This is a genomic window from Fulvitalea axinellae (assembly GCF_036492835.1).
GTDB lineage: Bacteria > Bacteroidota > Bacteroidia > Cytophagales > Cyclobacteriaceae > Fulvitalea > Fulvitalea axinellae.
On the sequence record NZ_AP025314.1, the window covers coordinates 4,167,057 to 4,181,169 of the forward strand.

The following is a 14,113-nucleotide window of genomic DNA, read 5'->3' on the forward strand; positions in this document are numbered from 1 at the left end:
CATGATCAATTAGAATAAAACATTAAGAGCGAAGCTGTATGACCTTACCCCAGGGAAAGCTCCCCACTCGATTCCTTGAGCCATCCCCGCTCCGTTAACACCTTCCGGGTTAATATCGTCAGGCATGTTTCTGTATATATAGAAAAGGTTGTGACCGGACAAAGTAGCCGAGAAGCCTTGTATGAAACCGACCTTCTTTACCAAATTTTGTGGCATGTCATATGTCAAAGAAATCTCGCGCATATTCACCCAAGTGTTATCCACCACCGTTGGCTCATGTATGAAGTTGTAACGCTTGTTATCCGTATCCTTCCAATCGCCCCAACCAGAGCCTTCTCCACTCATATACTTGTATATATAGTGTACCGTCTTGTCATTTGGCGATCCGTCTTTATGGACTCCACCAAGCTTAACGCCTACGTTTCTGGTATTTCCTTCAGAGTCGGTGTAAGGAAGGCCGTTGCCCATACGTTCACTCAAAGTCTCCGGGCTTAAGCCGTTCAACAAAGCCGTCGCATAACTGCCCGCATACACGTCCCCGCCAATCTTCGCATCAATGTGCGCCCTTAAGCGCAAAGACTTGTAGCGGAAAGTATTTGTGAATCCAGCCAACCAATCTGGAGTGGAATTACCCAAAGCCACTTTCTCTTTTGTCGAGTAATAGTGCGTTCCGGCATCATTCACTACCCGACGGCCGTTATCATCACGGAGATAGTCGTAACCGTAAATTGTACCTACACGGTCCCCTTCTTCTACAGAGATACTAGGGCCGTAAGATCCCCAAAGAGATTGCAACTCAAGAGTCTTGATCTTTTCGTGAAGCTTCTTTACGTAGTTGTTATTCTTCGCAAAGTTGATTTCCGTTTCCCAACCATATTGCGGGGCGTCCAGAACAATACCTCGTATGGCTACTTCCAGGCCTTTATTTTGAACCTCTCCCGTGTTGAACCAGAAGTTTTCAGCACCCGAAGATCTAGCTGTGCTAGTCTTCAAGATCTGGTTATAAGTATTCTGCACATAGTAAGTTGCGTCGAGGAAAATTTTACTGTTAAGCAATTCCAAATCAAGCCCTATCTCATACGCATCCGTTTGAGTCGGCTTTAAATCCAATGCGGGAACTACATTTGGTAACTTATAGGTAGCGGAATTGGCGAAGTTTCCAGTATTATAGGTAGCGTGTACAGCATACGGATCAGCGTCAGTCGCAGTTTTGGCTACGGCCAACCTCAACTTACCATAGTTAAGCCACGAGAGTCCCTCTGTCAACCCTTCTACTTCCGTAAAAGCAAAACCAACGTTTGCCGATGGGTAAAAGTACGAATTCACGTCAGTTGGCAATGTCGAGGACCAGTCATTACGGCCTGTTACCTCAAGGAAAAGCATATCCTTGTAGCTCACATTCACCATACCGAAAACGGCGTGAAGTTTCCTTTCATAGAAATCCTCTTTGGCCCTTTTGGGGTTATCTGCATCGTTATTAATGGAGAATGTGTTCGGGAAAATACGGTTGGTACTCGTTTCCGCCTTAAGGCCGTACTTTTTATGATGCCATAGGTTAGCGCCCACTGTGGCCCCCATATTGAAATCAGGCAAGATATCATCCTTGGAGAACATAAGTAACGCCTCGTGATTCATCACGGTATTGTTGAAAAGCTTCCGACTATACTTTCCGCCAAGCAGACCTTCCAAATCCGTAGGGGAATTCTCAACCTTGATATCCTCGTTATTGGAATCCATACCCGTCCGAACCAATGCGGATAACCAATCCGTGATTTGATAAGTCATGGTAGCGCTACCCAAGAGTTTCCGTCTGTTGCGGGACTCGTTGTTTTTCATTGTTTTCCACCAAATATGCTGATGGTAGTTCGAATACGAATCCGCAAACCCGTTCAAATCGTTTCGGGTTCCGTCAGGATTTACGTACAGGTCTTTATCCAAGCCTTTATAGTTTCTTGGCAAAACATAAATCATCGCTTTACCAAAACCGTCGCTACTTTCCCCAAGAACAGGCGTATTGTTTCTGTTATAATCGATGTAGCTAAAAGACAGATTAGTTTTCAGCTTTTTGGAGATATTAATGTCGGCGCCAAGATTTAAAGTCGTTTGATCGAAATTGGTATTCGGAACGATTGCTTTATTATCCAGGCGAGTCACTGAGAAACGGAAAGACCCCATATCTCCGCCTTTAGAGATCGAGATATTATGTCTGGCGGTCAAGCCGTCACGGTGGTAGATTTTCTGATTGTCCGGCTGAGGGCTAAACGGGCGCATTTCTCCATCCCACCATTTAACCATTGTGCCATCCATCTTCGGACCCCAGCTTGACGCTGTCCAGAACCAACTAAAGCTATCCCAAGTCGAGACTCCTTCTATGCCTTTAGGGTTATGAACGTCGCCCCACCATTTAGGGATTACGTATTGGCCGTCCCCGTTCTTATTCAGAGTCGGTTCAAGGTCAGACACAGGACCACCCTGTCCGTAGACGTTCTGCATGTCCTGATACAAATACGGCTTGTTCACCCTGTGCATAAACGAGTAGCTGACACCCAAGCCTTTTTTGTTGCCGTTCTTTCCTTTTTTAGTCGTAATCATAATTACGCCGTTAGTGCCTCGTGCGCCATATAGGGCTGAGGCAGCGGCTCCTTTCAACACGTCAAATCTTTCGATATCGTCCGGGTTAATATTGTTAAGGCCACTTCCCCAGTCTTGTCCGTTAATTGCGCTGGTCATGCCCGGCGTGTTGTCGATCGGAACTCCGTCCACTACAATAAGCGGTTGGTTATTGCCTTGCAAATTCGAAATACCCCGAATAACAATTCTGGTAGTACCGCCTTCGATTCCGTTTGGCTGAGTAATCTGCACGCCCGCGATACGACCCGACATACTGTTCGCAATATTTGGCGAAGCCTTAACGGCAATATCACTTCCTTTCATCGCCTGCGTGGCATATCCCAAAGATTTAGCCTGACGTTCGATGCCCAAAGCCGTGACCACAACGTCTTCCAATTGTTGGACATCTTCCTTAAGTTCCACATTAATGGAAGAACGGTTGCCTATTTGCTCTTCTACAGTAGTATACCCCACAAACTGAAACACCAAAGTCGATCCCGTATTCACGGAGATCATATAGTCGCCGTTGATGTCGGTTACGCTTCCGTTGGTTGTTCCTTTTTCAAAGACCGTAACACCAATCAGCGGTTCTTTTTCTTCGTCAACCACCCGGCCTTTTATGAATACTTTAGCCTGTACAGTAGAGTTTTCTCCATCCGCATTCTGGTTCTTAGTTACGTAAATGTTCTTGTTGATCCGCTTAAATTCCAGACCGGTAGCTTTGGATACGTCCGTAAGGATTCCCAAAACATTGTCCCCGGTCACGTTTAACTGTCCTTCTATGGAAGACAATAGATCTTCGTCATAGAAGAACCGGTACCGTGAGTTCTTCTCGATACTGGAAAAGATTTCGCGTAGCGTCATGCTACTCTTTTCCAGTTTGATGTGGCTCGCCATGAGGGATTGCGCCCCGCCTCCCCGCACAAACAGCGTCGTGCAAAGAAGAATTTGCATGGCCAGGCCATAAAAGGTGTACTTTGACAGCATCTTTAGGCCAAAAATTAATTTTTCTTTCATAAATTAATAGTGGTTTTAGTGAGACCAATAATAAACCTGCTTCAGGCTTCCGTTTCGATCTGCCAATCATACGGGGCCTGAAGTATCTTTTTCGAAAAAACTTCCGCTATCGTTTATGCGGTTTGCCGGCCGGTTCGCCGTAAAAATCCCAAAACGCCTTCACCTAAAAAATCACCACCTTCGTCCTGTCTTGGAACTTAAAAGAAAAACCATTGGAGTAACCAATTCCGACCAGTACGTTCCTGAGGCTCTCTCCCTGAAACTCACCTGAGTACTGTCGACTGGCATCCACCTCCGGAGCCACTATGAAGGAAACGCCGTACCATTGCTCCAAATCCACCAAAATCTCGCTCAGGGGTTTCCTCTTGAAATATAAAATATCATCCTTCCAGGCCGTGAGAGCCCTTCTATCGAATTTATGAACCTGCGCTATCCCTTTTTCCTTGTCGTATTCCAACACTTGTCCGGGAACCAAAATATGTGTGTAACGGTCCATGACATTTTCCGTCTTCACAGACACTTTTCCCTCCACCAAAGCAACGCTTGAGAAAAGGCTATCGGATATAACGTTAAAACTAGTTCCGAGCACTTCGGTAACCAGCCCGTCAGCTTCTACACTAAAGGGGTGTTCGGGATCATGGACCACATCAAAGTATGTGCAACCTTTCACGGAAACCTTTCTCCCTTCCGTTTTAAAGTCTTTAATGTACCTCAATACGCTTCCAGGGTAAAGCGCCACCCTCGATCCGTCCGGCAAAACGTATTTTACCCGTTGTCCTTTGGCCGCTTTTACTTCCACTATCTCCGGCGCCTTTCTTAGTCCCAAATTCTCGGAAACTTCGAACCAAAAAGCCAAGCCGAAGGCAAACAGCAGAATAGCCACTACATTTCCCATCCAGCCAAACGACCGGGGGGACTTATCTTTAAAAGACAACTCGCTTACATTCGCCCAAATCCTGTCGGCTCGGGCCTCTAATTTTCGGGAATCTTCCGGCCGGAAACGCAATCCAGCCAATCTCCCTTTGGCTTCGTTTTCTTCCCCAGAGTCATTTATTGGCTCCGGACCCCGTTTCGAGTCCGATATTAATTCGGACATCAGGAAGTCCGTATCATTCAACAAGTCCGCGACCCTACGTGCCCGCTTGCTTTCATCCTTCATTGAACACTGCGATTATTCGGTTTCTGATCTGTAAACACATCGGGATTTCCCTTATACTCAGTCTTTCCGAAAAAAAATCAGAAAAATTTCATTCCACTTAACAAAACCAAGGCTCCCGCATGGGGAACCATCCTTCTTAAGGACTTCATGGTACGGTGCATTGAGTTTACCGCCGACTGATAATTCATTTCCAACACTTCCGAAATCTCCTCGTATGTCAGTCCCTCATTGTATTTGAGATACAGAATCTCCCTTTGTTTTTTCGAAAGTCCGTCAACCGCATCCTGTAGCCACCTTTTTCTTTGCTCCGATATTTCCTGTGGCAAAGTAGACTCGTCCACCCTCAGCTCAAAGTGTCCCAAAACCTCGTCTCTTAGTGACTGAAGCCTATTTTGCTTTTCGATGGCCCGCACCAGGCGGCGCCGGTAGGAACACAAAAGATAATAACGGATATTGTCTGTCGGCCCCAGCCTGTGTCTCTTTCGCCACAATTCGACAAAGAAATCCTGAAGACAATCCTCCGACAATTGCTTGTCAACGGTCATCTTGCCTCCGTACGCCAGCAAGGCTACGCTATGGTCTTTGTAAATGCGGGCGAAAGCAAAACGGTCGCCTTGTTTGAACTGGCTCCACAGTACGCTGTCCACATGTTTCATATCCATAATATTTGGATCTAGATGATCTTTGAAAAGGCAAAAACGGAGAAACTCCGTGCGCTCGAAAAAAATGAATTCGGATAATGAGAAAAGCCGAGATGTAAGGAAATCCAAGCTTGAAATTAACCGAACGAATACATTATAATAAAATTAAGATAAAGCATAAGCTATTTTTCAAATTAAAATATCAAAAATTGAAATTTAAACAATAAACAACACCTATTCTCCTTGTTTTTTAGATTCTTAACGGGTTTTGAAGTCCAAAAAAACAAAAACCGAAAGCGTAGAACTTTCGGTTTTTGTATACTCTTATGATTAATCCAAAGACGGGTATCAGAACATTCCGCCACCGCCACCAGAACCGCCCGATTGACCGCCACCACGACCACCGCGACCTTTTTTCGTATTTAGCCTATAGCTAAAGTCAAGAGTTACAGTACGTGAGCGCCACTGGAATTCACGCTCGGTCCGGATACCGTTTTCGTTGTCCGTGGCTTCCCATCTCCATTTACGAGAGTTGAAAAGGTCCCGCACATTCAGCGTCAAAGTTCCGTTATCGTTCAAGATATCTCGGCTAAACCCTAAATCCACCGCATAAACGGCTTTACGCTTCCCTTGCGCCGATTTTTGCGGAGCGCGGAAACCAAAACGCGTCTGCCAATCGAAAAGGCCTGCAATCTTAATTTTCGAAGTTCCGCGGAAGCGCCAAGTAAATCCTTCCCTCTTCACGGGCACATCTCGGTCCATTCCTTCCAAAATAAAATAGTAAGCGTTTGCGTCCAGATCAAAATCCCACCATTTCACAGGTGTAACCGCAAAGGTAAACTCTCCGCCAAACGCATCTTCGGTACCGAAGTTTTCCGGTCTTGTTCTGGATATCACCTCCCCATCCTCTTCGGTAAGGCGAGTCAAGCGCTGGATGATATCCGTCGTTCTACGGTAATAACCGCTGGCCGACAACGATACGTCATCCCAGTTTCTGATATATCCCAACTCATAGGAATCAGTGTATTCAGGATCAAGTTTCGGATTTCCGCCAAAGATCATACGCGAATCGCTGAAGGTGAAAAACGGGTTCAAATCCCAAAAACGCGGACGGAGTATACGCCTGCTATAACTAAACTGCACCGACTGTTCCTCAGCAAATTCGAACGTGATATGCGAACTCGGGAAAAAATCCACATAGTCTCTCGGTGTCTTGTCGTCGGTCTGTTTCAGCTCCGTCACCACGTCCGTATATTCCATTCTCAAACCGCCCTGCAATGACAGCCTGTCCCAGAATTTCTCGCCTACCATGGCGTATACGCCATGTATAGTTTCGTCATAAATCATCGTGTTCGTCAGCTCCACGTTATTCTCCCAGTTATCGTTCACGAGGCTTTGGACCTGATAATCATTCTCTATTCGGCGCACCGACCCGCGATAACCGCTCTCGAACTTACCGTATTTTGAAAACGGGTAAACGTAATCGGCCGTCAGGAGCATTCCGCTTTCGCCTTCCTCATTTCCCGCTCGCTGGTTCAATGGCTCCCTAGCGCCTTCACCCGAAAAGACTTGGATAAAATCAGAGGCTTCTTTTTCCTTCGTATCACGATACTGGAAGTCGGCCACAAACTCGTGCCCTTCTCCTTCAAAAGTCTTTTTGTAACGCAAGGAATACTCTAAATTCGGCTCGGTCTCATTTTCCGTCTCAGACCTATCGCTCTGCCCGACCAAATCTCCCGATGGACCGTAATCCCGATATTTGATAGAACTTTCGTTATCATTATCCTCATAACGATAAAGCAAGGCCGCTGTAAGCGTATTCGTTTCATTTATAAAATAATCCGCTCCAAAACGAACGCTGTTCGACCAACCTCCACGTTCATGATCCCGATATTGGCGGGAAATCAATTCATTATCGGCATTGAATTGTTCCGTAACTCCCGAGCCCGGGTTTTTTCCGTAACGGGCCGCGTAGTTCACAAACCAGTTGAGTTTTTCCCTTCTGAAATTCAGGTTCACGCCCGCTCCCACGCTACCCGGAAAACCACCGTTAACGCTGAATGTCCCGTTTACGCCTTTCTTCTTGTTTTTCTTCAGAACGATATTGATAATCCCCGCCGTTCCTTCAGCCTCGTATCTCGCCGACGGATTAGTCACGACCTCCACTCTCTCAATCATTTCTGAAGGAAGCGTCTTCAAAGCATCGGTAGAACTAATTCCCGTAAGGCCGGAAGGTTTTCCGTCCACCAAAATCCTTACGTTACCGCTTCCGCGCAGGCTCACGTTCCCGTCAAGATCCACACTTACAGATGGAATATTGTCCAGGATTTCTGAGGCCGAAACGCCTTTAAAAGTAGGATCGCTGGCTACGTTGAGTATCTTTTTATCCAATGCCACTTCCATTCTGGCTCTGGAAGCTTTTACCTCCACAGCTTCCAAGGCTTTGATGTCGGCGGACAATCTCACCACGCCCAGATCATGTTGGCGAGTGCCTTTGGCTATAACCAAATTAGGAATCTCTTTCTTTTGGTAGGATATGAATTCAATCCGGACGGTAAACTTTCCAGGTCTAATTTCGACAGAGAACTTACCGTTGGCATCCGTTACGCCACCACCGGCCACTGATCCGTCAGGCTCCAAAATCGCCACGGTAGCAAACTCCAACGGAGTGTCGTTTTCAGAGTCCACAACTTTACCTATCAACCGTACTTTAGCCACCGGGCCTTCCGGTTCCGTCATCGCAAAAAGATCCAACCCGCAGGCAAAACACAGGAAGAACAGCCATCCTGAAATAAGTGAGATTCGTATCATTTATTCGCTATTTATAAAACTCAGGAACTAATCTAGCCCTAAATTCTGTAGCGAATTTGATATAATTCAACCTATAAAATCACTTTTCCGAGACAACAAACTATACATCACGGCATAATTCCTTTCAGCAAGACTGGTTACCGGTCACGTAAATTATCGGAAGATTCCGGAAACTCAACTTTCATAAAATGCCATCCGTCCCGGTACTCATATTTGATATCGAAACCGCTCACTTCGCAGATTTTCTTCACTATGGCCAAGCCCAAGCCAAGGGACTCGCCTGTACTTCCGCCTTTCCGAAACCGGGTAAACAAATCCTCTTGGCTCATATCCGGTTCGGCGCCGGTATTCGAAATCTTCAAAACACCCGGACTCAACGACACGCAAACTTTTCCCTGCTCGTGATTGTGCCTAATGGCGTTTCTCAACAAATTCGTGATCAGGATATCCAACAATAGCGGATCGCATTCGCAATACACATCCTGAGAAATCCGATTCTCCACGCTGATTCCTTTCAGGTCCATAATCTCCTGAAAATCGAAAAGAGAAGCCTCCAGTATTCCCGACAGGGCCACGGATTTGATATTGGCAAACTCACGGTTCTCGATTTTCATCAAAAGCGTCAATGCGTTCCCCAATTTCGAAAGCTTGCCGGCGCCGGCATAAGCCGACCCCAAAAGCTTAAGGTCTTCCTCCGCCATTCTGGGAGATTGCATCAAAAGCTCCAACTTGCCTTTGATAACGGCCAACGGCGTCTGCATCTCATGCGAAGCGTTCTCCGAAAACTCTTTCAAACTTTTATATTCCTGAGCCGCCCGTTCCAGCAAAGCCGAAAAAGTTGTGTTCAGTTGCTTGAACTCCCGAATATTGCTTTTGGGAAACTTGGGCGAGCAGGTACTGTGTTGCAAATCGAATTTCGAAGCCAAATCCAATGTCTGATGAAAAGGCCGGAATATTTTGTGGGAAACGATATAACTCACCGCCACCAAGGCTATAGTCAGGATAAGGAACAGCAAGGCCACGGTTTGGGCCACCTGCTCCACAACGTCATGATCCTCAAACACCACCGTATACACGACAAACAAATACGGCTTTCCATCCACTTCCTTTATCACCGTCAGCTTCCGTTGCCGTTCAACCGTTCCGCCATAGCCTCCGTGTTTCAGCGGATAGCGACGTACCGCCACGGTATCGCTAAAGCGGAATTTGTCCAACCCGAACCATTCGTTACACTCCCGGTCCCTATAGCGACACATTTCGCCTTCCATCAACGGCCGAATCTGGATATTGTCCCGTTCCAGCTTTTGGTAAGGGATATCGTCCCTCATGTAATCCATCATCTGGTGAACGATCTTCAACAGCTCGTAATCCGTTTCCCTGTTCACCTGTTTATGAAGAATCCTGAAAGACACCAATCCGCCAATAAAGAAAATCGGAATGGCGATCAGCAAATAGATCCCCGTAATTCTGGTTATCAGCCTCATGCCTCCTCCGCTCCAAATTTATAGCCCATGCCGTAAATGGTCCGGATGTAGTTTCCGGCTCCGGCCTTCATCAGCTTTTTCCTGAGATTCTTGATGTGTTGGTACACGAAATCGAACGAATCGCTCAGATCCACATGATCGCCCCAAAGGTGTTCGGCTATAGAGTGTTTTGAAAGCACCCGATTCCTGTTGGCGAACAAATAACGCAACAGCTCGAATTCCTTGCGGGTCAACACTATTGAAGCCCCGTTAACGAACACCTCATCGGATACCGTATCTATTTCGATTTCGTTAAAAGCCACTCTGGTAGCTCCCTGAAAACCTTTCCGACGATACAGGGCCAACAGCCGCGCGTTTAGCTCGGAAAGATGGAACGGTTTGGTCAGGTAATCATCCGCACCGCCCTCAAAACCCAGAAGCTTGTCGTCAAGGCTGTTTTTTGCGGAAACGATCAACACACCGGCTTCCGAACCGGACTCTTTCAGCGCTTTCAGCACATCCAGTCCGCTACCGTCCGGCAACATGATATCCAGAATCACGATATCGTAATCATAGGAAATGATCTTGTCCACCGCACTTTCCTTGTCCTTGGCCCACTCGCACACAAACATCTCACCCTTCAGGAAATCGGTCACATTCGAAGCCAAATCCGGCTCGTCCTCCACTAACAGTATCTTCATGACAACTCCGCTATTGGTTGCTTTATAATTACAAAAAAAAACTCAGAACCTGAAGCGATTTTGATCTTTGGGAAAAGCCAAGCCCCGGAACGCCATCATATGAAGACAAAACAAACCCATAAGCCCCTTGCAAGGTTAAAAGGAAGTCCGCTGTATTTAACCAAGGGAAAAAGCCGAAAATGTTCCGCGAACAAGACAGACATCCGCCCCAACACCAAGCTTCCGGAGGCGCTCCGGAAGGCGGAGGCGTATTGTCCTTGTCAGAGTTCCAAAGACAAACCCGTGACTGGCGAGGCCGGGAAGACCAATACACCTCTTTCCCTCTTCTGCAGACTATCGACACAATCCTATACGCTTATGAAGAAGCTACATCATCCGGCGAGCAATTAGGCACCAGATTGCCTCACCTTACCCAAGGCCAAACCCAAATCGAGACCCAGAGGCACGCATTTATCGGTTCGTTGCCAATGGAAGAAAACCGGCTAAGAGCCGAAGCACGGCAAAACCCAAAGCCTTCCTTTTTCCAATTCGAGGCCAAACGGAATCTTGGGCTTTACCAGAAACTAGTTCTCTTTGAGGAACAACACCGCACCGCCACCAGCCGGGCTTCGTCCGCCAAAACCGATATGGCCCGCAACATCCGCTACAGGCAAAACCTGCTCAACGAGCTTGAAATCCACGCCAACAATCTTAAAACCTCGCTTAGCACAAGCCCAAACCACCCGGCCGGGCTTGTAATGGCGCTTGAGAACCTGTTAGCGCATATCGCTCAAGAACAACAGCAAATTCTGGGAGGGGAACACGCCCCTCTACTTGACGAGTCTCCACTTGACCCCGAACTTGAAAGAGCCATGCAAATGGCCGAAGCGTATAAAGAAAAGTGCCAATACCTGCCCGAGATTATTCAAGAACACGACGGCCTTCACCAAATAACCGACGAGGCTATTTCCACACATTCGTCTCTCAGGTCAATAAGACCATCAAGCAGGGATTATGAACGAAGCCTTAGCATGGCCTCAGAAAGGGAAACCGTTACCAGAGGTGCATTGCAGGACAGCCAAGACGCATTGAAAAAAACTATCCAAGGACATCTGGAATCCCTGCACCATATGGAAAGGGAAGTGTTCCGGTGGTTTAGGAAAACACCGCTTCCCGTAAAAGGCGCCATTCCGCATTTGGACAAAGCTTTGGATCTGCTGGGAAGAATAGATGTCGAATATCAATACCTTGCAGACTTAATGCTCCGCCACCGAATAGAGCCTTGGGTTCCCTCTGAAAGTATCAGAATCGTAGTCGGTGACGATCCGGAAAACCCGACTTTCAACGATGAAGAACCCGAAGCCTTTTGGAACAGATTTTTGTACCGTTGCTCAGCGATCAAGATTCACCCAAAAGAAGACGAGGTGCAAAGTAGCGTCTTGGTTCCCGACAAAGAAGACCGCCCGGGACTCTTCACTGCCTCGCCGGGCAAAATTCCGCCAGACTCGCCTAAAGTAGAAGGCCTGATGCCCCGCCCGATGGCCAGCCAACATTCAAACAGCCGAATTACGGCTTACTTAGCCCGGCTTATGACTTCCGGCCCAGGACGGGACTTACTTTACAGCGCATTGGAATCGAAATCTTTCGGAAAAACTCCAGCGCCTGGAGTCACCATACTTGGCGGAACCACTGCGACTCCGCATTTCTTTGTAAACCAAAGGTCAGGAGCCACAAAGGGGAAAATGCATATTATCCCCACCTTGAACGGCCCGTCAGTAATCGACGTTCCTTCCCTCACCTTCTCTGAAGACGCCTCGGAAAAAGGCTATGAAATTCTAAGTGCGGATTGCGCCAGCGACGGAAGAAAACCCGTGGAGCTTAAAATAAACATCAGCCAACCCGCAGGAAACTTAGCGGTTGATTTCCTAGACGAAAAAAGCAAAGGTCTTCACGGTTTGGCCTTCGCCCACAATTTCACGCATTTCACCAGCGCATTCGCCGAAGCTGTCGAGACATGGAGAAACCATCCCCAAGTACCTGACAAGCGAAAACAGGACGATGTAAACGTAGTGGAGAATGACGTCCGGGCACAAGCGGGATTGCCCAAAAGATCAGGCAAGGCCGTACACAATATGGTCGTGACGGGCGAAAAGTGTGTAGAAAGAGCTCCAGACACTCCTCTGCACTACAGAACCTTCACCGGTAGCCCAACCGCTCCGGTAACCGCCACCACAAGCAATTGGCTCCCGACAAGCACCGCGCCACCCAGTGCTCCAGAACTTACGGTATCCGTATCGCCTTGGCTACCCGAAAGAAGGACTCCAAGCCCACCGCCGGGATCACTTAGCCTTCCGCCTATTGACGAGGAAAGCACCGAGCCGTTCAATTTCTCAACGGACCAACAATTACCTACTTTCAGCGACTTCAGACACGCTCCTTTTCTTCCTCCGCCGGAGGAACATTCCGAACCGTCGCTAAAAAGTTCCCAAGGAGACCCTTCACCGGAACATAGCCTTGAAAACACAATGATGTATCGCCGGGCGACGGCTTCAGGCAGACGGCCTTTGTCCACTATCTCGGTCACTTCCTCGTTACGCTTCGCTTCTTTGCCCAGAGGGGTCAACCAAGAAAAATTGCAGGAACACTTTGGCGAAGCCTCATTGCCCGACGCTCAAGAATTTACCGAAGTGACGGAAAGAAGTGATATGACGGGAAAAGTCGGAACAATCTATTTTATGGGAAAAGAAGACGAGGAGGCTACGCATATTATGAAAACGATGGAGGATTCCGAACTGGCGCCATCGGAAACCAACGAGGCCTTCGCCAATAACTTTATCCGATTGATGGGAAGAAGGTCTACGGCTCCGGCCACTCGCTCCCTTAACGAAGAAGAACGGGAAACCTTCCGGGAATACATTATGTCATCGCAGATGGGCAACGCTTTCAGGCTCAACTTCCGCTTTATGGCCCAACAAATCGCAAACCCGAAAGACATCAAATGCCTCTTTATGGAGCGCATGCCCGGAGCGCCTTTCGACCGCTGTTATGGAGATGGCGGACCTGATGAGCTTATGGACAAATCCATGCTGAAAAGCTTCGGGGAACTCGCCGTTTACGATTTTCTTTTGGGCAATACCGACCGGTTTATCGGCAACTTCAACGAAGGTAACGTGATGTACGACAGCCAATCCGGGCAAGTATCCGGCATAGACCAAGCGCTCCAGATCGGCGGAATGGAATATATGGCCAGAATGATGACTCACCAACTCGCAGGCCCGGATTCGGCTGGCAGTTACGTATCGAAAGGAAACAGACTTGTAAAATCAAAAAACACCAGCGCTCTGGAGGAAATTATCGGAAGCATAAAACCGTTGTACGCCCAGTTCTTCCAAGACTTACTACGAGCTTTCCTTAACGACGAAAGGCATATGTTCTTCGACAACCTCCGAATCTGCGGATGCGCCAATCTCGGCGTCCCCCTCAATTCGGAACAAGCCAGCCACATGATGTACGGAATCGTAGAGGCGATGCTGAGGCTGAAGCAGAAACGTTCCCTCAAGAAAACCATGAAACGAATGAATTTGGGACTGGACCCGTTAGAAAGGCAAGCCTTTTTCAATAACTGGGAAGCCGCGATTGAAGCAGTAAAAAGCGTTGGCGAGGAAGATCTTCAGCAAAAACTACGGGATCAAAAAGCAAAAGAAACGGAATAGCCCGAAGGCCATTCCGCAT

At 47.6% G+C, this 14,113-nt stretch carries 7 protein-coding genes; 1 reads left to right on the plus strand and 6 read right to left on the minus strand.

The window, feature by feature from the left end:
- Nucleotides 1-9: 9 nt before the first annotated feature.
- From AABK39_RS15780 to AABK39_RS15805, 6 genes are all read right to left on the minus strand, one after another.
- Nucleotides 10-3,627 (minus strand): SusC/RagA family TonB-linked outer membrane protein, encoded by a 3,618-nt coding sequence (locus tag AABK39_RS15780; protein WP_338392308.1) that lies wholly within the window; start codon nucleotides 3,625-3,627, stop codon nucleotides 10-12.
- Between the two features lie 163 nt (nucleotides 3,628-3,790).
- Nucleotides 3,791-4,786, minus strand: coding sequence for a FecR family protein (locus tag AABK39_RS15785; RefSeq protein ID WP_338392309.1), 996 nt, complete (start codon nucleotides 4,784-4,786; stop codon nucleotides 3,791-3,793).
- A 77-nt stretch (nucleotides 4,787-4,863) separates the two neighbouring features.
- Nucleotides 4,864-5,448 carry an RNA polymerase sigma factor gene (locus AABK39_RS15790; protein WP_338392310.1) on the minus strand — a complete coding sequence of 195 codons (585 nt, stop codon included), beginning with the start codon at nucleotides 5,446-5,448 and terminating at the stop codon, nucleotides 4,864-4,866.
- A gap of 327 nt (nucleotides 5,449-5,775) precedes the next feature.
- A complete protein-coding gene (locus AABK39_RS15795; protein ID WP_338392311.1) occupies nucleotides 5,776-8,238 on the minus strand; it encodes a TonB-dependent receptor in 2,463 nt (820 codons plus the stop codon).
- A 137-nt stretch (nucleotides 8,239-8,375) separates the two neighbouring features.
- Entirely contained in the window at nucleotides 8,376-9,722 is a 1,347-nt protein-coding gene (locus AABK39_RS15800) for a sensor histidine kinase (RefSeq protein WP_338392312.1), read from the minus strand.
- Nucleotides 9,719-10,402, minus strand: a complete 684-nt coding sequence (locus AABK39_RS15805) for a response regulator transcription factor (protein WP_338392313.1) — start codon at nucleotides 10,400-10,402, stop codon at nucleotides 9,719-9,721. The genes AABK39_RS15800 and AABK39_RS15805 overlap by 4 nt, the downstream gene beginning before the upstream one ends.
- 179 nt (nucleotides 10,403-10,581) lie before the next feature.
- Between AABK39_RS15805 and AABK39_RS15810 the strand changes: the two genes are divergently transcribed.
- A complete protein-coding gene (locus tag AABK39_RS15810) occupies nucleotides 10,582-14,094 on the plus strand; it encodes a hypothetical protein (protein WP_338392314.1) in 3,513 nt (1,170 codons plus the stop codon).
- Nucleotides 14,095-14,113: the final 19 nt, after the last annotated feature.